The organism is Actinomyces sp. ICM47 (genome assembly GCF_905369875.1).
GTDB lineage: Bacteria > Actinomycetota > Actinomycetes > Actinomycetales > Actinomycetaceae > Pauljensenia.
Window position 1 is genome coordinate 1 of record NZ_CAJPJE010000039.1, and the last position, 22,217, is coordinate 22,217.

At 67.3% G+C, this 22,217-nt stretch carries 11 protein-coding genes and 1 pseudogene; 6 read left to right on the plus strand and 6 right to left on the minus strand.

The annotated features are described in order from the left end of the window. Nucleotides 1-335: 335 nt before the first annotated feature. From QZ149_RS07830 to QZ149_RS07850, 5 genes are read left to right on the plus strand one after another with little or no spacing between them, the layout of a single operon-like run. Nucleotides 336-1,220 (plus strand): biotin--[acetyl-CoA-carboxylase] ligase, encoded by an 885-nt coding sequence (locus QZ149_RS07830; protein ID WP_291450792.1) that lies wholly within the window; start codon nt 336-338, stop codon nt 1,218-1,220. Then, on the plus strand, nt 1,207-3,000 hold the full coding sequence (locus tag QZ149_RS07835; RefSeq protein ID WP_291450793.1) for a biotin carboxylase N-terminal domain-containing protein: 1,794 nt from the start codon (nt 1,207-1,209) through the stop codon (nt 2,998-3,000). The genes QZ149_RS07830 and QZ149_RS07835 overlap by 14 nt, the downstream gene beginning before the upstream one ends. Then, entirely contained in the window at nt 2,997-4,553 is a 1,557-nt protein-coding gene (locus QZ149_RS07840) for an acyl-CoA carboxylase subunit beta (RefSeq protein ID WP_291450794.1), read from the plus strand. Before QZ149_RS07835 ends, QZ149_RS07840 begins: the two co-directional genes overlap by 4 nt. A gap of 44 nt (nt 4,554-4,597) precedes the next feature. Further along, nucleotides 4,598-13,822: a type I polyketide synthase gene (locus tag QZ149_RS07845; RefSeq protein ID WP_291450802.1), complete on the plus strand. Its 9,225-nt coding sequence runs from the start codon at nt 4,598-4,600 to the stop codon at nt 13,820-13,822. Between the two features lie 3 nt (nt 13,823-13,825). Then, entirely contained in the window at nt 13,826-14,290 is a 465-nt protein-coding gene (locus QZ149_RS07850) for a holo-ACP synthase (protein WP_291450795.1), read from the plus strand. Here the strand turns inward: QZ149_RS07850 and QZ149_RS07855 are convergent. Then, nucleotides 14,287-15,111: a single-stranded DNA-binding protein gene (locus tag QZ149_RS07855; protein WP_291450796.1), complete on the minus strand. Its 825-nt coding sequence runs from the start codon at nt 15,109-15,111 to the stop codon at nt 14,287-14,289. The two genes, QZ149_RS07850 and QZ149_RS07855, sit on opposite strands and share 4 nt — an antisense overlap. Before the next feature lie 232 nt (nt 15,112-15,343). After that, on the minus strand, nt 15,344-15,991 hold the full coding sequence (gene orn / locus QZ149_RS07860; RefSeq protein ID WP_291450803.1) for an oligoribonuclease: 648 nt from the start codon (nt 15,989-15,991) through the stop codon (nt 15,344-15,346). An 85-nt stretch (nt 15,992-16,076) separates the two neighbouring features. On the opposite strand from orn, the gene ilvA reads away from it, so the two are divergent. After that, a complete protein-coding gene (gene ilvA / locus QZ149_RS07865; protein WP_291450797.1) occupies nt 16,077-17,363 on the plus strand; it encodes a threonine ammonia-lyase IlvA in 1,287 nt (428 codons plus the stop codon). Between the two features lie 172 nt (nt 17,364-17,535). Here ilvA and QZ149_RS07870 read toward each other — a convergent pair whose 3' ends face one another. From QZ149_RS07870 to QZ149_RS07885, 4 genes and pseudogenes are all read right to left on the minus strand, one after another. Beyond that, a complete protein-coding gene (locus QZ149_RS07870; protein ID WP_291450798.1) occupies nt 17,536-17,967 on the minus strand; it encodes a winged helix-turn-helix domain-containing protein in 432 nt (143 codons plus the stop codon). 353 nt (nt 17,968-18,320) lie between these two features. Next, entirely contained in the window at nt 18,321-20,642 is a 2,322-nt protein-coding gene (gene metE / locus QZ149_RS07875; RefSeq protein WP_291450799.1) for a 5-methyltetrahydropteroyltriglutamate--homocysteine S-methyltransferase, read from the minus strand. An 83-nt stretch (nt 20,643-20,725) separates the two neighbouring features. Further along, complete coding sequence (locus tag QZ149_RS07880) at nt 20,726-21,709, minus strand: methylenetetrahydrofolate reductase (RefSeq protein WP_291450801.1); 984 nt, start codon at nt 21,707-21,709, stop codon at nt 20,726-20,728. A gap of 289 nt (nt 21,710-21,998) precedes the next feature. Next, nucleotides 21,999-22,217: pseudogene (locus tag QZ149_RS07885) on the minus strand (hypothetical protein); the annotation flags it as partial.

The window sequence follows — 22,217 nt, forward strand, 5'->3', positions numbered from 1 at the left end:
TAAATAAACTCCGCCACGTTACTCCGTTCGGGTGGTTCGAGGCGCGCACGCGCGCGCGGGTTCGCTCCTATGGTACCGATCCCAACGACACCAGGTTGGACCCCGAGGCACCAGAGGCCTCGGTGATCCTCATCTCAGGGTGAAAACGTGGGCTTTTCGCGCCTTCCGCGCAGTCACGGGCATCGCGCTTGGTTACGCCTCCGTAGTGATTTTTGGGAAACTACTCCAATTTTTTAAATACTACGTGCATCTCTTCGAGTTTTAAGACAAAATTTTAAGTACCGGGGCGCTCACCCGCCCCTGTCAAACACGGCCGTTCATGGGAAGGAGCGCACATGATTGCACCAACGCGCATCTCAATCGACGCCGTTCACGCCCCCGTGTACTACGTGGAAAGCGTGACCTCAACCCTCGACCTGGCCGCCTCCCTCTTGGCCGACACCGCCACGCCCACCCCCCACCTGACGACGATCATCGCGGATCGTCAAAGCACAGGACGAGGCCGTCTCGGCCGCTCCTGGATCACCCCACCCGGCCAGGCCCTCCTCGCCTCGACTATCATCTCTCTGCCCGTTTCCCTGCACGCTGACGCTCTCGGCTGGATCGTCCATGCGTGCGCACTGTCCGTGCGCCACGCTCTGGCCGCGCGCCTGAAACCCCTCGGTCACACCGTCACCCTCAAGTGGCCTAACGATGTCCTCGTCGACGGTTCACGCAAAATCTGCGGCATCCTCGCCCAGCTCGCCCCAGCCTCGTCCCCCTTCACGACTGCGGTCATCCTCGGCTACGGCGTCAACATCGCTCAAGCGCCGGGGACTCTTCCCACTCCGCAGGCCACGTCCCTGCTGGCCGAAGGAGATGTACAGGCAGGAGCTGACCCCACAGCCGTCGCCCACGAGGTCCTCGCAGTGATCCTCGCTGGCCTCGATGAGCGCATGCGCTCCCTCGTCGCCCACGGCGATGCCGCGAGCGCTGGCCTTGCAGCCGAGGCCGAGGCTGCTCTGCCGCTCATTGGTACGCGCATTGTGCTTGCCAGCCCCACCGACGCGTTCGGGACTCCGGCGCTTGAAGGGGTTGCGCTTGGTCTAGCCCCGACGGGCGCGCTGCTGGTGCGCGATGACGATGGGCAGACCCACCAGATTGACGCCGGGGACGTGCTTGCGACCGGTACCCCCCTGACACCCGTTCACGACACCAAGGAGAAGCGTGCGAACAATTAACCGAATCCTCGTCGCCAACCGTGGCGAAATCGCCCTGCGTGTGTGCCGAACGGCCACCGACATGGGCATTGCCACGATTGCGGTCTATGCCGATCAGGACATGGCTGCTCCCCATACGCGCGAGGCCGACGAGGCACTCTCGCTGGGCGGGGACGATGCTGCGTCGACGTACCTCAACGGTGAGAAGATCCTGGCGATTGCCCTGGAGACCGGTGCGGATGCCATTCACCCTGGGTATGGCTTCCTGTCTGAGAACTCCGAGTTTGCGCGCGCCGTCGAGGACGCCGGTATCGCGTGGCTGGGTCCCGCGTCTTCGGTGATCGATGCGTTGGGCGACAAGATCAATGCGCGTCGCATTGCCGAGGCATGCGGTGTCTCCCCTGTGCCGGGCGTGTCGGAGCCTGTGACGTCGCGCGAGGAGGTTGAGGCGTTTATTGAGTCGGCCGGTTATCCCGTGGTGCTCAAGCGTGCCGACGGTGGTGGCGGACGAGGCATCAGCATCATTCGCTCGGCTTCCGACCTCGATCTGTTCTTTGCGCGTCACACGGATGCGGCTGATCTGGGTGCTCACTTCGTGGAGCGTTTCGTTGAGGTCGCCCGGCACGTTGAGACGCAGTCCGCGCGTGACTCTCTGGGAAACTTCCACGTCATTTCGACGCGTGATTGCTCGGTGCAGCGTCGCAATCAGAAGCTGGTCGAGGAGGCTCCGGCTCCCTTCCTGCCTGAGGGCGCGCACGAGACGCTCGTGAACGCCTCCCGCGCGCTCTTCGAGTACGTGGACTACGTGGGTGTGGGCACGGTGGAGTTCCTTTTGGAGCCGGACGGTAACATCTGGTTCCTCGAGGTCAACCCGCGTCTGCAGGTTGAGCACCCGGTCTCCGAGGAGGTGACCGGTATCGACCTGGTGCGCGAGCAGATTCGTATTGCGCAGGGCCTGGAGCTCACGACGCCCCCCGAGCCGCGCGGTCATTCGTTCGAGTTCCGAGTGACCTCGGAGGATCCCTCGAAGGACCTGACGCCCACGGCGGGCCGCCTGGATGAGGTGCATTGGCCGCTGGGGCCGGGCATTCGTCTGGAACTCGGTATTGATCAGGGCGACTCCGTGCAGACGGCCTTCGACTCGATGATCGCCAAAATCATTGTGACGGGTGCGGACCGCGAGCAGGCGCTGGCCCGTTCGCGGCGCGCGCTGGCCAAGTTCTCGGTGCAGGGCGTGGCCACTCCTGTGCCCGTCTACCAGGACATCATCAACGACCCCGACTTCTGCGGCGTCGGCGGCTTCAACGTCTCCACCCGCTGGTTCGAGACGACGTTCATGCCCCAGCACGACTACTCGGATCTGGCTGTCCCCGCCGAGGCCTCGTCCACCGCGGATCTGCCGCGCCAGACCTACATCATCGAGCTGGATGGTCGCCGCGTGTCCCTGACCCTGCCCGCCGGCATGTTCAACGCGCCGTCTGCTGCAACCCCTCGTCCGCCGCAGCCGCTGCGCTCGGCCTCGCGCCGCACCGCAACCTCCACGCACCAAGCGGGGTCCCACCAGGGTGCCCCCGGCGACATCGTCGCCCCCATGCAGGCCATCGTCGTCGCCCTGGCCGTCGCTGACGGTGATCAGGTGGAGGAAGGCCAGCTCGTAGCCGTTCTGGAGGCCATGAAGATGGAGAAGCCGCTGCTGGCTCCCCGCGCGGGCACTGTTACGTCCCTGTCCATCAAGCAGGGTGACACCGTGACCGCGGGTACCCGCATCGCACACATCGCCACTGAAGAGGAGGCGCAATGACCACCCCCAACCGGTTCACGCGCGAAGGGTTCATCCAGGCCCAGGAAGAGATCGCCAAGGCGGCCGAGGAAAAGGCCGCCCAGCGTCAGCACGCCAAGCAGAAGCTGACGGCCCGCGAGCGCCTTGCGCTGTTCTTTGACGACGGAGTGTGGCACGAGGTCGGCCAGTTCATTGGCGGGTCCGTTCGTGCGGGGCGCGTTGGTTCGGCTGTCGCTGCCGGGTACGGTCGTGTGCAGGGCCGTATGGTCGCCGCGTACGCGCAGGATTTCTCGGTGCTGGGTGGGACGCTCGGCAAGGTGGAGGGCGACAAGATCGTCGATCTCATTGACCGGGGTATTCGGATGCGTATTCCGATTGTCGGCATTCAGGATTCGGGTGGTGCCCGTATCCAGGAAGGTATCGTCGCGCTCGCCCAGTACGGCCGCATCTTCAAGAAGACGTGTGAGGCCTCGGGTCTGGTTCCCCAGATTTCGATCATTCTGGGTCCCTGCGCGGGCGGTGCGGTCTACCAGCCGGCTTTGACCGATTTCATTGTAATGACGCGCGAGAACTCGCATATGTTTGTGACTGGCCCGGATGTCGTCGCCGCGACGACGGGTGAGAAGGTCACGCTTGATGAGCTGGGTGGCGCGACGATCCACAACTTCCAGTCTGGCGTGGCCCACCACATGGCTGACACGGAAGAAGAGGCGATCGACTACGTGCGCTCGCTGCTCGACTACCTGCCGTCTTCGTGCGAGGTTGCGCCCCCCAAGTACGAGTACGTTCCCAATGCCGAGGACGAGGACGCGGCCCGTGCGGTCGCGGACCTGGTGCCGACCTCGGCACGTCAGCCCTACGACGTGCGTGACGTCGTGCGCGCGCTCGTGGACCATGGCGAGTACGTAGAGATCCAGGATCTGTTCGCCCCCAACGTGACGATTGGTTTCGCGTGCGTGGACGGGCAGTCGGTGGGCATCGTGGCGAACCAGCCGATGAACGACGCGGGCACCCTGGACGTGGATGCTTCGGAGAAGGCAGCGCGTTTCGTGCGTTTCTGCGACGCCTTCGGTCTGCCGATCGTGACCTTTGTGGATGTCCCGGGTTACCGTCCGGGCACCGAGCAGGAGCAGGCGGGCATCATCCGCCGCGGCGCGAAGGTGATCGTTGCCTACGCGAACGCGACCGTCCCAATGGTGACCGTCATCCTGCGTAAGGCCTACGGCGGTGCGTACATCGTGATGGGATCGAAGTCGATTGGCGCGGATCTAGCGTTCGCGTGGCCCGACGCGCAGATTGCCGTCATGGGTGCCGAGGGCGCGGCCTCGATCATGTACCGCCGCGAGCTGGCCGCCGCCCGCGAGGACGGGACCTTCGACGAGACGAAGGCTGATCTTGTGGCGCGCTACGAGGATGAGACCGTCAACCCGGAGGTGTCCGTGGCCTCGGGTCAGCTTGACGGCATCATCGCTCCAGCAGACACCCGTCAGACCATCATCGATTCCCTGCATCTGCTGGCCACCAAGGATCAGCGTGCCCCCCATGTGAAGCGTCACGACAACGGTCCCCTGTGACCGGCGTCGTTTGAGAAGTATTGTCCCCGATTGAAAGAATGAACATGTCGTTTGTGTCCTCTCTGAATGAGACCCCCTACGCGCTGACCTTCGCTGGTCAGGCGACCCCGTGGCGCGCTGCGCTCGACGAGATTGCCCACGACCCGGAGATCGCGGCGATCGTCGCGGGCGTCATCGAGGCCTCGGACAAGGTGCTCTCCCCCGTGCGCCGCTCGCTGGCCACGCAGTCCGTGTCGGTTCTCCCCTTCACTCTGCCCGCTCCCGATGGTGAGGTGGCCGTGACCCGCGAGGTTGCCGGTCCTGACGAGGCCGCCCTGTCCGTTCCGGGTATCGTCGCCGCCCAGCTGGGCGCGCTCATCGACCTGACGCGCGCGGGCCTGAACATCATGGGCAACCAGCCCACCGCTTTCGAGGGTCACTCGCAGGGTGTGCTCGGCGTGGAGATCGCGCGCGCCTGGATCGCCGGGGACGAGGCCCGGGCTGCGTCTGTGTTCGCGCTTGCTCGCCTGATCGGTGCGGCCGCCGCCCGCGTGACGCGTCGTGCGCGCGCCCCGCACGCCGGGGACGCGACCTACATGGTGTCCGTGCGTGGCGTGTCCGACGCGCTGCTGACCCGCATCGTTGACTCCCTGCCCTCTACCTCGCACCCATTGTCGATCGCGCTGCGCAACGACACCGACACGCACGTGGTCTCGGGTGCACCGAATGACCTGGCGTCCCTGGTTGCCGCCATCGAGCGCGTGGCCGCCGCCGATAAGGCAGCGCACGACGCTCACGAGCGCGGCGGTCGCCCGCTAACCCCCGTGTGCGAATACCTGCCGGTTTACGTGCCTTTCCACTCCCCCATGCTCGCCGATGCCCTCGCCCTCGTGGACGAGTGGGCCGCCCAGTGCGGCATTAACGCCGCGCTCGCCCACTCCCTCGCTGCCGCCGTGCTCACGACTCCCGTGGACTGGCCCACGCAGATCAGCGCCGCCGCCGAATCCGGTGCCACGTGGATCGTTGACATGGGTCCCGGTGCCACGACGGTTCGTATGACCCGTGCCCTCGTTGAGGGTACCGGCATCGGCGTCGTCGCCGCCGGTACCGCCTCCGACCGCGACAAGGCCGCGACCCCTGGCTGGACCCCCGAACCCGGCACCGACTGGTCACACCTGCGCCCCGGCCTCGTCACCCTTCCCAACGGCAAGACCGTCGTTGACACCGCTTTCTCGCGCCTGACCGGTCGCTCCCCCGTCCTGCTGGCCGGCATGACCCCCACGACCGTGGACCCCGAGATCGTCGCGGCAGCCGCGAACGCCGGCTTCTGGGCTGAGATGGCGGGCGGCGGCCAGGTCACCGAAGAGGTCTACAACGAGAACCTCGCGGGCCTGCGCGCCCAGCTGCGCCCCGGCCACACCGCCGAGTTCAACTCCATGTTCCTGGACCGCTACCTGTGGAACCTCCAGTTCGGCCAGGCGCGCATCGTGTCGCGTTCGCGCGCGTCCGGTGCCCCCATCGACGGTGTCGTCGTCTCCGCGGGTATCCCCGAGCAGGACGAAGCCCTGGCTCTCATTGAGCAGCTGCGCGCCGACGGCTTCCCCTACGTGGCCTTCAAGCCCGGCACGGTCGACCAGATCCGCAAAGTCATCGCGATCGCCCGCGAAGCCGACCCGATCAAGGTCATCGTCCAGGTCGAAGACGGCCACTCCGGCGGCCACCACTCCTGGGAGGACCTGTCCGACCTTTTGCTGGCCACCTACGCCCAGCTGCGCGCCCAGTCCAACATCGTCCTGACCGTGGGCGGCGGCATCGGCACCCCCGAGCGCGCCGCTGATTTCCTGACCGGCGACTGGTCGGTCCGCTACGGTCGCCCGCCGATGCCCGTCGATGGCGTCCTCGTGGGCACCGCTGCGATGACCACGAAGGAAGCGCACACCACCAAAGCCGTCAAGGAACTCCTCGTCGCCACGCCGGGCGTGCCCGACAACGACGAACTCGGCGGCTGGGTCGGCGAGGGTGTGACCCGCGGCGGCATGACCTCTGGTTTGTCCCACCTGCGCGCCGACATGCACGAAGTCTCCAACGCCGCGGCAGCTGCCGCTCGCATCATCGCCGAGATCGGCTCCGACGGCACCCAGGTGCGCGCCCGCAAGGACGAAATCGTCGAAATTCTCTCCCACACGGCCAAGCCCTACTTCGGTGACCTCGAAGACATGACCTACGAGGCCTGGGTGCGCCACTTCGCCGAGCTGTCCTACCCGTGGGTTGATCCCACGTGGCAGATCCGCTACCACGACCTGCTCCAGCGCGTCGAGGCGCGCCTGGCCCCCGTGGACCACGGCGAGGTCGAGACACTCTTCCCGACCGTCGAAGACGTCGCCGACGCACACGCCGCCGCCGACCGTCTGCTGGCCGCCTACCCGAACGCCGCGACCACCCACGTCACCCCCATCGACGCCGCGTGGTTCCCGGCCCTGTGCCGCTCCTACCCCAAGCCGATGCCCTTCGTCCCGATCCTGGACGACGACCTCATCCGCTGGTGGGGCCAGGACTGCCTGTGGCAGGCGCAGGACGAGCGCTACAGCGCCGACCAGGTCCGTATCATCCCCGGCCCCGTCTCCGTGGCTGGCATCGACCGCGTCGATGAACCCGTCGCCTCCCTCCTGGGTCGCTTCGAGGCCGCCGCTGCTTCTCGCCTGGCCGACTCCGGCGTGGTGGCGACCCCGGTCGCTTCTCGCCTGGGCAACGGCAAGCCGGCCGCCACCCGCGAGGAATGGCTGCGTAAGGTCCCCTTCATCTCGTGGACGGGTCACCTCATGACCAACCCGGCTTCCATCCTTGATGAGGAGCGCGTCTCCCTGATTCCGACCGAGACCGGCGTGGACATGGTTATCCACCTGGACACTGCGTGGGATCGCGACCCTCGTGGTGCCGAGAAGCACGCGGTGCGCGAGCTTATCTTCCCGCTGGTTATCTCCGGTGAAGACGGCGCGGTCCCCGTCATCGACGAGGCCAAGCTGCCCCAGCACATGTACGCGATGCTCGCGGCCACCGCCGGCGTGACCTCCGTGTCCGTCGCGGGTGACACCGTGAACGCGTTGCCCGTGATGGTTCCCTCCAGCAAGTCGGTCTTCGGCGAGGCCCACTACTCCTTCACGCTGGCCCCCACCCTCGGCTTCGACCACGCCGAGGCCACGGGCACTGCGCTGCCCGCCAACTACGAGCTGGCTGCGTGGGCACCCGATGCCCTGCTCGGCCCCGCTTGGCCCGCGATCTACGCGGCCCTGGGTTCGGCCATTCACAACGACTACCCGGTCATTGAGGGCCTGCTCAACGCCGTCCACCTCGATCACTCGATCACCCTGGAGTACACGCCCGAGCAGATGCTTGAGCGCGGTATCACCACGATTGACGTGACCAGCCACGTGGCCGCCGTTGATGAGTCATCCTCCGGACGTATCGTCACAGTCGCTCTCGACCTCAATGCCAACGGCGAGCACGTGGGCTCCACGCAGGAGCGCTTCGCGATCCGCGGTCGCGCCACCGGCAACCGCGCGCCCTCCGAGGCTGCGCCCTTCGGCGGTGCCAAGGTCGAGGTCGTTGACACGCCCCGCTCGGTCCTGCGCCGCGTGAGTGTCAAGGCTCCCGACGACATGACACCCTTCGCGATTGTCTCGGGTGACTACAACCCGATCCACACCTCCTACGCGGCCGCCAAGGTCGCTGGGATGGACGCCCCGCTCGTGCACGGCATGTGGCTGTCGGCCACCGCTCAGCACGCCGCCGAGGCCGTCGTCGCCGGTCAGGGCGGTGCCCAGATCGCGGGCTGGACGTACTACATGTACGGCACCGTCGACCTGAACGACGAGGTCGAGATCACCGTGGAGCGCGTGGGTCGTGTTGTCGGCGGCGGCCTGTCCCTTGAGGTCACCTGCCGCATCAACAAGCAGGTCGTCTCGCGCGCATCGGCCTACACCTTCGCACCGAAGGTCGCCTACGTCTACCCCGGCCAGGGCATCCAAAGCGCTGGCATGGGCCTGGACAAGCGCACCAAGTCCAAGGCCGTGGACGAGGTCTGGCGCCGCGCCGACGCGCACACCCGCTCCGCGATGGGCTTCTCCATCCTGGCGATCGTGCGCGACAACCCGACCGAGATCGTGGCGCGCGGCGTGACCTACCGTCACCCCGAGGGCGTCCTGAACCTCACCCAGTTCACGCAGGTCGCGCTCGCGACCCTGGCGATTGGCCAGACGGCCCGCATGCGCGAAGAGGGCGTCCTGGTCCCCGGCGCTGCCTTCGCCGGTCACTCCCTCGGCGAGTACGACGCGCTGGCGGCATACGCCGAGGTCTTCCCGCTCGAGATCGTCCTCGACCTGGTCTTCCAGCGTGGTTCCACGATGCACTCGCTCGTGCCCCGCGATGAGAATGGCCGTTCGAACTACCGCATGGGTGCCCTGCGTCCCAACCAGTTCGGCGTCGACGACGCTCACGTCGTGGAATACGTCGAGTCGATCGCTCAGGCCTCGGGTGAGTTCCTCCAGATCGTGAACTTCAACCTGGCCGGTGCACAGTACGCGGTCGCCGGTACGGTCGCGGGCCTGAAGGCCCTCGAGGAGGACGCCACCAAGCGCGCCGCCGAGCGCGGCGGCAAGCGTCCCTTCATGTACGTTCCCGGCATCGACGTGCCCTTCCACTCCACCGTCCTGCGCAGCGGTGTGGCGGACTTCCGCACGAAGATCGACGAACGCATCCCGGCCGAAATTGATCCCGCGAAGCTCGTGGGCCGCTACATCCCCAACCTGGTGGCCCGTCCCTTCGAACTCACCCGCGAGTTCGCTCAGTCCATCCTCGACGTGGTTCCCTCCGAGACGGTGCGCGAGCTGCTTGAGGTTCCCGGCGCGTGGGACGCGGCCCTGGCCAACCCGGGTGCCTTGACCCGCACGCTGCTCATCGAGCTGCTGTGCTGGCAGTTCGCCTCCCCGGTGCGCTGGATCGAGACGCAGCGCGTGCTGCTCTCGACCGAAGAGGCCGCCCCCGGCGTCGCTGGCCTGGGTGTCGATCAGGTTATCGAGGTGGGCCTCGGTGCCGCCCCGACTCTGGCCAACCTGGCTGCCCGTACTCTGCTCGCCCCCGAGTTCGCGCTCTCGCGTGTGGATGTCTTCAACGTTCAGCGCGACGAGTCTCGCGTCTACGCGACCGATGTCGCCGTGATTGAGGACGAGGACGACGAGGAGATCACCCCGGATGCTGCCGCCGCCGAGGCTGCTCCCATGCCCGCTCCCGCCGCCCCCGCGACCGAGGCCGCTCCGGCCCCCGCCCCCGTGGCTGCGACCGGTGGTCCTTCGGGCGCCGACGTCGCGGATCTGCCCTTCACGGCGTCCTCCGCGATTCGCGCCCTGCTGGCGCTGTCCGCGAAGATCCGCATCGACGAGGTCGGCGCCACGGACACGACCGAGTCGCTGACCAACGGCGTCTCCTCGCGTCGCAACCAGCTGCTCATGGACATGTCCTCCGAGCTGGGCCTGAACTCCATCGACGGTGCCGGCGAAGCCGACGTGGCCACGCTCTCCGCGACCGTCGACAAGGCCGCCAAGGGCTACAAGCCCTTCGGCCCGGTCCTGGCCGAGGCCGTCAAGGAGCGCACACGCAAGCTGTTCGGTGCCGCCGGCGTCAAGGTGAACCGCATTGCCGAGCGTGTCACGGGCACGTGGCAGCTGGGTGCCGGCTGGGCCCAGCACGTCACCGCTGAGATCGTCCTGGGCACCCGTGAGGGCGCCTCGACCCGCGACGGCGACCTGGCGACCCTGCCACTGGACGCCCCGACGAACGCCGCAGGCGTCGATGCCCTCATCGACGCGGCCGTGGCGGCCGTCGCGGCCCGCGAAGGCATCGCCGTGTCCCTGCCCAGCGCAGGCGGCTCCGCCGGCGGCGTCGTCGACTCCGCCGCGCTGGATGCCTACGCCGCGTCCGTGACGGGTGAGGACGGCGTCCTGGCCAAGACCGCTCGCACGATCCTGTCCGAGCTGGGTCTGAACGCTCCCGCCCCCACCGGCGAGGATTCCTCCGATGACGCGCGCGTCATCGATGCCGTGGCCGCCGAGCTGGAGTCGGGCTGGGTTGACCTGGTCGAGCCTCGCTTCGACGCCGCACGCGCCGTCCTCCTGGACGACCGCTGGGCCTCCGCACGTGAAGACGTCGCCCGCTACGTCGCCGAAGGCACCCTCGCCGAGGGAGCGTCCTTCGTGGGCACGGGCCGCGCCGTGGCCGATCAGGCCTCGTACTGGGCGAACCGCCTGCGTACCGAGGGCGATCACGAGCGCGCCGCTCGCCTGGAGCAGATCGCATCCGACGCTCTGGCGTCCTCCGAGGACCTGCCCTACGCGAATGACGTCGCCGTGGTGACCGGCATGACCCCCGCCTCCATTGGCGGCGCGGTTGTGGGCGGCCTGCTCGCCGGTGGCGCGACCGTCATCGCGACCTCCTCGTCGATTTCCGCCTCGCGCCTGGCCTTCGCCAAGGAGCTGTACCGCACGCACGCTGCGGGCGGTGCGAAGCTGTGGCTGGTTCCCGCGAACCTGGCTTCCTACCGCGACGTGGACGCGCTCGTGGAGTGGATCGGCACCGAGCAGACCAAGTCCGTGGGTGCCGACGTGAAGGTGACCAAGGAAGCCCTGGTCCCGACGCTGTTCTACCCCTTCGCGGCCCCGCGCGTCTCCGGCACGCTGGCTGACGCTGGCCCGGCCTCGGAGAACCAGATGCGTCTGCTGCTGTGGAGCGTCGAGCGCTCCATCGCTGGCCTGTGCGCAATCGGGTCCGACACGCATGCCGACCACCGCCTGCACGTCGTGCTGCCCGGTTCCCCGAACCGCGGCATCTTCGGCGGCGACGGTGCCTACGCCGAGGCCAAAGCCTCCTTCGACGCGATTGCGACCCGCTGGGCAGCCGAGCCGATCTGGGGTTCGCGCGTCTCTATTGCTCACCCCCGCATCGGTTGGGTGCGCGGCACCGGTCTCATGGGCGGCAACGACCCGATGGTCGCCGCCGTCGAGGCTGCGGGCGTGCGCACGTGGTCGACCGAGGAAATGGCGCAGCAGCTGCTGAAGCTGTCGAGCGCCGAGGTTCGCGCTCAGGCTGCCACCGCTCCTGTGGACGCCGACCTGACCGGCGGCCTGGACTCCTCCATCGACCTGCGCGCGCTGCGCGCCCAGGTGGAGGTCACAGCTCCCGAGACTGAAGCCACCGAGCCGGTCGCGACCGTCTCCGCGCTGCCCTCGCCCTCCCAGGTCGCCGTCCCCCACGTCGACCCGTCGCAGTGGGGTCACACCACCGCGTCGCTGGCCGACACGGTCGTCATCGTCGGTCACGGCGAGGTCGGCCCGTGGGGCAGCGCTCGTACCCGCGTGCAGGCCGAGCTCGGTATCCACACCGACGGCACCGTCGAGCTCACCCCTGCGGGCGTGCTCGAGCTGGCGTGGATGACCGGCCTGCTGACCTGGTCGGACACCCCGGTGGGTGGCTGGTACGACAAGGACGACCAGCTGGTCCCCGAGTCGGAGATCTTCGATCGCTACCGCGACGAGGTCGTGGCCCGCTCCGGCGTGCGCTTCTTCCACGACGACGGCCCGCTGCACGACGGCTACACGCCCGAGTCGGCCATGGTCTTCCTGGATCGTGACATCACGTTCACGGTCGAGGATGAGGCCGAGGCCCGCTCCTACGCCGAAGCCGACCCGCAGTTCACCGTGGTCGAACAGACCGCGTTCGGTGAGTGGCAGGTGACCCGCAAGTCCGGCGCCCAGGTGCGTGTGCCTCGTCGCGCGACCCTTAACCGCCGCATCGGTGGCCTGTTCCCGACGGACTTCGATCCGGCCCGCTGGGGTATCCCGGCCTCGATGCTGGACTCGATCGACCCGATCGCCGTGTGGAACCTGGTCTCCGCCGTCGACGCGTTCGTGTCCGCTGGCTTCAGCCCCGCCGAGCTGCTGCGCGTCGTCCACCCGGCGACCGTTGCCTCCACGCAGGGCACCGGCTTCGGTGGCATGCGTTCGATGCACAAGCTGTTCGTCGACCGCTTCCTGGGCGAGGACTACCCGCAGGACATCCTGCAGGAGACCCTGCCCAACGTCGTGGCTGCGCACACGATGCAGTCCTACGTGGGCGGCTACGGCTCGATGATCAACCCAGTCGGTGCCTGCGCAACCGCCGCGGTGTCCATCGAGGAGGGCGTCGACAAGATCAAGGCCGGTAAGGCTGACTTTGTCGTGGCCGGCGCCATCGACGACATTCAGGTCGAGTCGATCGTGGGCTTCGGCGCGATGAACGCGACGGCGAACTCGAACGAGTTGCTCGCTCGCGGCATCTCCTCGCGCTTCGTCTCGCGCGCCAACGACCGCCGTCGCGGTGGCTTCGTCGAGGCGCAGGGTGGTGGCACCGTGCTGCTGACCCGTGGCTCGGTGGCCCTCGAGATGGGCCTGCCGGTCCTGGCGGTCGTCGCACACGCACAGACATTCAGCGACGGCGCGCACACCTCGATCCCGGCCCCCGGCCTGGGTGCCCTCGCGGTGGCGCGCGGCGGGCGTGACTCGGTCATCGCTCGCAACCTCGCAGAGCTCGGCGTGGGTATCGACGACGTGGCCTTCGTGTCCAAGCACGACACGTCCACGAATGCGAACGACCCGAACGAGTCGGATCTGCACACCCGCGTCGGCATGGCGCTGGGCCGCACCCCCGGTAACCCGCTGCTTGTCATCTCGCAGAAGACCCTCACGGGTCACGCGAAGGGCGGCGCCTGCGTGTTCCAGGTCGGTGGCATTATCGACGTGTTCCGCACGGGCCTGATCCCCGCGAACGTCGCGCTGGACTGCGTCGACGACGCGATGGAGCAGTACGGCCCGCTCGTGTGGCTGCGGTCCCCGCTCAACCTGTCCTCGCGTGGACCGGTGCGCGCGGCGTTCGCGACCTCGCTCGGCTTCGGCCACGTCTCAGGCTTCCTGGCGCTGGTTAACCCGGCCGCCTTCGAGGCAATCGTGGAGCGCGAGGTCGGACGCGAGGCCCTCGACGCGTGGCGCGCTGCCTCCGACCGTCGTCTGCGCAACGGCCAGCGTCACATCGAGATGGGCATGCTGGGCCACGCCCCGCTGTTCACCTCGGTGGAGGGTCGTCGCCTGCCCGACGACCCGACTGCCGGCGCTGCAGGTGACGCGCACGAGGTGGAGGCCGCGATCCTGCTGGATCCGAGTGCACGCCTCGGCGCGGACGGCTTCTACCACCTGCCGGAAGGCAAGTGAGCGATGCGCGGACTCGGCGTTGACCTGGTCTCCCTCCCTGAGTTTGCCGCTCAGGTGCGGGAGCCGGGATCGGCCTTCCTGGCGGGAGTGCTCACGCCCAGGGAGGCCCGCCGGGTCCGCGCCCGCGCAGCCGCCGCCTCCGGTGCTCAGCCCGGTTCCGCCCGCTTCGAGGAGGCCGTGGCCCGCCACGCGGGCGGGCTGTGGGCCGCGAAGGAAGCTTTCATCAAGGCCTGGTCGTGCGCCCTCTTCGGTACTCCTCCCCTTATCGGGGGCGACGCCGTCGACTGGCGCGAGATCGAGGTCACCCACGACGAGTGGAACCGCCCCTCTATCGCGTTGCACGGACACGTCGCGGCTGCGTGCGAGAAATCGCTGGGGCCCTCCTCATCCTGGAGGGTGCTCGTCTCAGTCAGCCACGACGGGCCGTGCGCCATCGCCCAGGTGATCATCGCGGACGCGCCCGCCTAGAGATCGTCGAGCGACTCAGGTTCCTCCGGATCTTCCGGGGCTTCCTGAGTTCCTTCCACCGCCGAATAGTCGAAACGGGACACCCCCACACACGGGTCCGAGGAATGTTCCTCGGACCCGTCGTGCGTATGCGGGGCCTGACCGACAGGCGCGCATCCATCGCGCAGCTGCGGGGAGTGGGCATCCGGCGTGCCTCGCGACGCCCAGTCCGTGATATCGTACGTGTCGTCGGTCGGCGCATGGACCGAACCTTCAGCGGCCGCGAAGGCACGCTGCGGCTCCGCGCCCACCACCCCGAGCGCACCCTCCCCCGGAGCTTCTCCCACCGGCATGGGGGCGACGCTGCCCGCCGCCGCCTCAGCGCACTGACCGTGCGGAGGCTGCCCAGGCCTCGTCGAAAAGGGATCATCCGGGCTGCCGCCCGCCGGTTCTTCCACGCTATGAGCACCGTTCTTCGTGTAACGCGACGTGCCCTTCGCCATGTCGTGCCCGACCGCGCTGGCGCGAAACACGATGGAGGAGCGAATCTGTCCATTCGCGTCCACCCAGGCATTCGGGACAGGCCGGGCGACCACAATCACCGGGTCGCCCTTACAACAGCAGCGAACCACGTTGTCGGCCAGCTTGTCCCACGTTTCAATCGTGTACCAGTACGCTCCGTCCTCCACATAGGAGGCGTTGCCCGTGCGCGCGTCGACCGTGAAACGCCAGCGGGGAATCGCCAGACGGAATGTTGTCACGCACGTATCGCCCTTGATGTGTTTCATCGTCGGGACAGAGCCGATACGCCCCTTGAGGGTCGTCGAAATATCCTGCATCATTGCATCCCTTTCCGATACTGCCCGGCGAGCGCCGGATGCATCCAGGAAACCCCCGTCCTCCCTCACCTTTCAAGCGCGCTGGCGAGACCTGTGGATGGGCGCGACACAAGACATCCAGCTGTGGATACGCCCGACACGAGCGCACCCCCTGTGGATGGAACGACACCGCACATATACGCGAAAGGCGGCACTCCCCTACCGGGGTGCCGCCTTTCGCGAAAAGGAGCAGAAATCAGGCCTCGGCCTGCTCGCCCATGGTGGGAATACCGAGGGCAACGACCTCGCGCGCCACCTCACGCGCCCGCTCCGTCGTCACCGGCTCGGACGGGAACAGCACGCGGCGGTAGTACTCCAGCTCCTGGATGGACTCCAGGATGTCCGCCAGCGCGCGGTGACCGCCGTGCTTCTCAGGCGATTCACTAAAGGCAGCGCGGTACCAGCGCTTCGCCAGCTCCTTAATGGAAGAGACGTCCACCAGGCGATAGTGCAGGTGGTTGATGACCGAGGGCATGTTGGCCTCAAGGAACATCTTGTCGGTACCCACCGAGTTGCCGGCCAGGAGGGCTTTACCTTCCTGGGGCACGAAACGCTTGATGTACGACAGGACCTGCTCAGTCGCTTCCTCCATCGACACAGCGTCAGTCTTGAGCTCCTCCAGCAGACCGGAGGAGGTGTGCATGTGACGCACAAAGTCGTTCATGTTCTCCAACGCGCCTGCAGGCGGCGTGATGAGAACATCCATGCCGGGGTCAACGATAGTCAAGTCGCCATCGGTGACGACGACGGCCACCTCGATGAGGGCGTCACGCTCGACGTCCAGGCCGGTCATTTCGCAGTCGATCCAGACCAGGGGATCTTTCAGAGTTTTCACGCCCACTATGTTAGTGCGCTCCTCGTCATACGGTTGGCTGGGTCGCTCGGGCGGTGGCCACTACTACACTGGAAGGGTATTGAAAGGAGTTTTCATGTCCGCTAGTTCTCACGTGACCACGCCCAAGGACATCCGTCAAGCCGCATCCGCTCTCGAAGGGGTGGCCGTTCGCACGAACCTGGAGCGCTCGGAACGCCTGTCCGCCGAGGCTGGCGTCGATATTCTGCTCAAACGTGAGGATCAGCAGAAGTGCCGTTCCTTCAAGGTGCGCGGCGCGTATGCACGTATGTCGCTACTGTCCCCCGCCGAGCGCGAGCGTGGCGTCGTGTGTGCGTCGGCCGGTAACCACGCCCAGGGCCTCGCCTACGCGTGCGCTCACCTGGGCGTGCGCGGAACCATTTACTTGCCGTCGAACACGCCCCGTCAGAAGCGCCGCCGCATCGCGACGATTGGCGGCACGTGGGTCGAGCAGGTCATCGTGGATGGCACGTTTGACCGCGCGAATGCGCTGGCCCAGGAGGCAGCGCGCGCGACGGGCCGCACGTACGTGCATCCCTACGACGATCCCTACACCATCGCTGGACAGGGCACGATCGGTGTCGAGCTTGAGGAACAGATGCCTGAAAACACGTCCGCTGTGCTGATCCCCGTGGGCGGCGGCGGCCTCGTGGCGGGCATTGCGACGTGGCTGCGCGCGAACCGCCCGGAGGTCAGAATCATCGGTGTGGAGCCCGCGGGCGCGGCGTCGATGCACGCGGCACTGGAGGCCGGTCAGCCGATATCACTGGCGAAGGTCGATCCTTTCGTGGACGGTACGGCTGTTGGCCGTGCTGGAGCGCTTCCCTTCCACATCGCTTCCCAGTTCGTTGATTGCGTGCTGGTTGTGCCCGAGGGCGCAGTGTGCACGGAGATGCTGGAGCTCTACCAGTCGGACGGCGTCATCGCTGAACCCGCTGGCGCGCTCGCGTCCACGGCTGCGCACGTATACCTGACCGATCCCGCGGATCGCAAGGCCCTGCTGGGCCGCTCCGACGGCGCGATCGTGTGCGTCGTGTCGGGCGGTAATAACGACCTGACGCGTTACGCGGAGGTCATGGAGCGCTCGCTGCGCCATGAGGGCCTGCGTCACTACTTCCTCGTGACGTTCCCGCAGCAGCCGGGTATGCTGCGCATGTTCCTGGAGGATGTACTAGGACCCGCGGACGATATCGTGCACTTCGAGTACACGAAGAAGAACAACCGCGAACTCGGTCCCGCCCTCGTAGGTATCGATCTGACGAACCCGGATGATATCAACGGGTTGCGTCACCGCATGGAGGCTTCTCCTCTGCACGTGGAGGAACTGCCACTGGATTCGGAGATTACGCGGCTCGTGATCTAAGAGGCACGCACAGCACGAGAGGGGCGCGGTTTCACCGAACGAGGCCGTGGCCCCTCTCTTCTTGTGTCTGTCCCAGGACTCGTTGCTGGGTGGGGAGCCGCCTGGGATGGTCGATTGCCTCACGCGCGCGGTGGCGCAGCTGGGGTGACGGCAAGGGCCGTCGCGAGGGGTGTCAGGCAGCGAGGGTGACGGGGCGGGTGACGCGCACGCGGACGGCAGGCGTGGAGTTGAAGCGGTAGCCTGCGCCGCGAACCGTGGAGATCAGGTCGGGCAGGATGGAGAGCTTCTTACGCAGGCGGCGGATGTGAGCATCCACGGTACGGGAGTCGGAGCCGAGTTCTGCGTGCGCCCACACGGAAGCGAAGAGTTCGTCGCGGGTGACGGCACGGTCGGCGTTGGCGGCCAGGTGGGCCAGGAGGTCGTGTTCCTTGGCGGACAGGCCTGCGTCGCGTCCGTCGAGGGTGACCTGTCCGCGGTCGATGTCAATGTCGATGCGGGAGGAGCTCAGTCGCAGCCCAGCGAGAACGTCAAGGAATTCCTCGTAGGAAGTGGGGGTGTCGTTGGCGGCGCGGGCGGGGGCGACAGAGGTATTGACGAGGGTCATGGGTGTATCCGATTCTTCGGGGCCGCACTCCCACTATCGGCGTGGGTATATCACTGCGGCGGTGATTGACAGGGGTATCTGGGGCGTCAATCACATACACATTCGCGACATCATGCCGCCGGAGGGGCAGCACATGGGGTTCGCGAAGGTCGTCATGGCTCTAGTCTGTCGGACGGATTCCTTCCGAGCAACATCAAGTCCACACCATGAGATTGTGTAACAACGTTGTCTGCGCCGTGGACGCACGCGTTCCTCCATGGCAGTGTCGCCGACGTACAGCACGTGGGATCAGCGGATACGGACGTGGGCGGGACCAACCGGTCCCGCCCACGTCCTAGTGCCTTGAGGACTTTTCAGGCCTCCAGGCCGCGCTGGGCACGCACTTGTCGAGTAGCGGAGACAAGATTGTCCAGCGACGCCTTCGTTTCCTCGTAGCCGCGGGTCTTCAGGCCGCAGTCGGGGTTCACCCACAGTCGCGAGACCGGCACGGCGTCAGCGGCCAGGCCGATGAGCTCAACGAGTTCCTCGGTGCTGGGAACGCGGGGGGCATGGATGTCCCACACGCCGGGACCAATGCCGTGGTCGAAACCAGCCTCGGCCAGTTCGGGGACGACCTCCATCTTGGAGCGCGCTGCCTCGATGGACGTCACATCGGCGTCCAGGCCCTTGATGGCGTCGATGATCTGGCCGAACTCGGAGTAACACAGGTGCGTGTGGATCTGAGTGTCCGGGCGCACCGAGGAGGTGGCCAGGCGGAAGGATCCCACGGACCAGTTCAGGTAGTCAGCGTGGCGGTCAGCATCCAGGGGCAGGAGCTCGCGCAGGGCAGGTTCGTCGACCTGAATGGCGGCGATACCGGCGGCCTCCAGGTCGGACACCTCGTCGCGCAGGGCCAGACCGATCTGGTCGGCAATCTCTCCCAGGGCCAGGTCGTTGCGCGGGAAGGACCACGCGATGATCGTGACGGGGCCGGTGAGCATGCCCTTGACGGGCTTGTCGGTCAGCGACTGGGCGTAGGTGGTCCATCCCACGGTCATGGGCGCGGGGCGCGAGACGTCGCCCCACAGGATCGACGGGCGCGTGCAGCGCGAGCCGTAGGACTGCACCCAGCCGTTGCGCGTGGCTGCGAAGCCGTCGAGCAGCTCGGCGAAGTACTGGACCATGTCGTTACGCTCGGCTTCGCCGTGGACGAGGACGTCCAGGCCCAGCTCCTCCTGCAGGGTGATGACGGATGCGATCTCCTCGCGCATGCGCGCCTGGTAGTCCGCGTCGGAGAGTTCACCGCGCGCGTTAGCGGCGCGGGCCTTGCGGATCTCGGTGGTCTGCGGGAACGAGCCGATCGTCGTCGTGGGCAGCGGCGGCAGGTGCAGGCGCTCGGTCTGAGCGGCCTCGCGCTCCAGGTAGGGCTCGCGGGTGCGGTCAGTATCTGTCAGGGCGGTGGTACGGCTGCGGACCTCGGGGCGTACGACGCCGGGGGCGGCGGCGCGCTGCTCGAGGACGCGGGTCGCTTCAGCGACCTCGGCGTCGATGGCGTCCCAGCCCTCGTCCAGGCCGCGGGCCAGGGTGACGACCTCGAGAACCTTCTGGTCGGCGAAGGCGAGCCAGGCGTGCAGGTTCTCGTTGAGGGTCGCGTCGTCCCAGGTCTCGAGCGCGGTGTCGTGGGGCACGTGCTGGAGCGAGTTGGAGGTGGCGACGGTGACGCGGGCGGCTCCCAGGGCTTGCGCGCGTTTGAGAGTCTCGCGTAGCTGGGCCAGGTCGGCGCGCCAGATGTAGCGGCCGTCGACGCCGCCGACGACGAGGGTGACGTCGGACAGGTCTGCGGCCTCGGGGAGGGAACCGCGCAGCGTGTCGACGTGGAGAGCCTCAACGCCCGTCTTGGCAAGGGCGGGAACCGCGTGGGAGGCGTCGCCGTAGGGCGTGGTGAGCAGGATCTGGGGACGCTCGGTGGCGGAGGCCAGGCGCTCGTAGACGCGGGCGGCCAGCTCGCCCAGCTCGGCGCGTGTTCGCGAGAGATTGTCGGAGGTGAGGGCAGGCTCGTCAAGCTGGACCCACGGGGCACCCGCGGCGTGCAGAGCGGCCAGCGCATCCGCGTACGCGGCCACGGCCTCGTCGATGCGGGTGAGCGGATCGAAATCGGGGGTGGCCGGATCGGCCTTGGCCAGGGCTAGGTAGGTGACTGGGCCGACCAGGACGGGACGGGTCACGTAGCCCCACTCGCGGGCGTCGGCGAAGCGGCGCACGACCGTGTCGTCGGCGAAGTGCAGCGGCGTGTCGGGGCCGATCTCGGGGACGAGGTAGTGGTAGTTCGTGTCGAACCACTTCGTCATCTCTTCGGGGCCGACCTTGTCGTCGCCGCGGGCGAGCGCGAAGTAGAGGTCGAGGCCCTGCCGACCGACGAAACGCGGCGGGATGGCACCCAAGAGAATCGTGGCGTCCAGGACGTGGTCGTAGAGCGAGGGCGCGTCGGCCAGAGAGGCGTCAGAGGGGTTCAGACCGAGCTCAACGAGGCGCGCCAGGTTCTCCTTACGCAGGTCATCAGCAGCGTTCAGCAGCTCGGCCTCGGTGATGCGGCCAGCCCAACGGGCTTCGAGGGCGCGCTTGAGCTCGCGGCCGCGACCGATACGCGGATAGGCCAGAATCGTGGCGGTGGGGAACTGCGCGGGGGCAGCGGACATAGTGATCTCCTTGGGTGTGCTACTCATGCGGCGCACGCGGGCGAGGCCCGCACCCGGCCGCGGGGTGGATTGACGGGGTGCGCTCAGTGATGCGTGAAGGGGTGCAAGGCCGGGGACCACTGCGGGTCCGGCGTCACTCCCATGAGCGCGAGAATGTCGAGGACGGGCTTGGCCTTGTTGAAGGTGTAGAGGTGGACGCCCGGGGCACCCGCATCCAAGACGGAGTGAATGAGGCGGGATCCGAAGGCCGCGCCGAACTCGTCGCGGCGCTCCTGCTCCTCGAAACCGGACAGTGTCGCCAGAAGCTGTTCGGGGACCTCGATACCGGTGAGGTCCTGGACGCGGCGCAGGCGCGCCGGATCCGTGGCTGGCAGCAGGCCGGGAACAATCGGGATAGTGACGCCAGCGCGACGTGCGCGCTCGACGAAGGACGCGTAGACCTCGGCGTCCCAGAACAGCTGCGTGATCGCGAAGGACGCGCCCGCCGCCTGCTTGACGAGGAGACGCTCGACCTCCTGCTGGGGCGTCGTGCCCGCCGCCGGGTTACCCGCCGGGAACGCGGCGACCGCAATGGTCAGGGGCTTGAAGGCGGAGCGCAGGGCTTCGCCCGGGTGTGCATTGCAGCGGCGTCTTTCAACCGTGCGGATGAGATGAATGAGCTCCGTCGCGCTCGCGACACCGCCCGGGCCGGGTTCCCAGTCCTCCTGCCCGACCGGCGGGTCTCCGCGCAGGGCCAGGAAGGTTCGTACGCCCGACTCCAGGTAGTCGTGCACGGTGGAGACGACCTCGGCCGTGGAATTGCCGACGCAGGTCAGGTGCGCGATCGGCTGGATCGGGGTGTCTCGTACGAGGCGCTGGACCGTCGAGCGGGCATTGTTGCGATCCTTACCTCCGGCACCGTAGGTCACAGACATGAAGTCCGGGCGAACCTGGAGGAGGCGATCAACCGTGTCCCAGAAGGGGGCTTCCAACGAGGGCTTGCGCGGGGGCATCACCTCGAAGGAGAGGAGCGTGGGCTCGTGGTCGTGGGTGCAGGGACAGGCGTAGTCGTCGTCGGAGAAGGGCACAGTGGAACTCTCGGGTAGCGGCATCGTCCCGCCTGAGTGCACGTGCGTGCAGCTGGTGTTGTGGCGGCGGGTCGTGGCCTAGGGAATGGCGGACGTCGGCGTCAGCTGCACATTCGGGCACGAATCGACCCGTACATGCGACGGGTGACAATCGTTCGTGCGTTCATGCCACCCAGTATGGTCACCACCAAGAGGTGCCCGCAGAAGGGGTCCGCGGAACGGGAGTTTGTGACAGCGCTGTCTCACGCGACGCGACATGAGGGTTATAGGACATTTCGTGTTGCTGGGGTTAGTCCCAGGTGTTGTGGTAGGGGGTGGTGTGGTGGAGTTCGTTGAAGCAGATTGCGTCGCCCCAGCCGGGGATGATGGCGGTGGCTTGGTGGTTTGACAGGCTTGATACCAGGCGTTTTCGAGGTATGTGTCGGTGGGCATGGTCGCCAGGATTGTCGCTGCTGGTTGCGGGTGGGCTGAGTGGGTGTAGCACCACCAGAACACGGCTTTGATGCGT

Bases quoted from the DNA above. Each gene is read 5' to 3' on its own strand.
- QZ149_RS07830 (WP_291450792.1), top strand. From the start codon at position 336: ATGATTGCACCAACGCGCATCTCAATCGACGCCGTTCACGCCCCCGTG.
- QZ149_RS07840 (WP_291450794.1), top strand. From the start codon at position 2,997: ATGACCACCCCCAACCGGTTCACGCGCGAAGGGTTCATCCAGGCCCAG.
- QZ149_RS07845 (WP_291450802.1), top strand. From the start codon at position 4,598: ATGTCGTTTGTGTCCTCTCTGAATGAGACCCCCTACGCGCTGACCTTC.
- QZ149_RS07850 (WP_291450795.1), top strand. From the start codon at position 13,826: ATGCGCGGACTCGGCGTTGACCTGGTCTCCCTCCCTGAGTTTGCCGCT.
- QZ149_RS07855 (WP_291450796.1), bottom strand. From the start codon at position 15,111: ATGATGCAGGATATTTCGACGACCCTCAAGGGGCGTATCGGCTCTGTC.
- ilvA (WP_291450797.1), top strand. From the start codon at position 16,077: ATGTCCGCTAGTTCTCACGTGACCACGCCCAAGGACATCCGTCAAGCC.
- QZ149_RS07870 (WP_291450798.1), bottom strand. From the start codon at position 17,967: ATGACCCTCGTCAATACCTCTGTCGCCCCCGCCCGCGCCGCCAACGAC.
- metE (WP_291450799.1), bottom strand. From the start codon at position 20,642: ATGTCCGCTGCCCCCGCGCAGTTCCCCACCGCCACGATTCTGGCCTAT.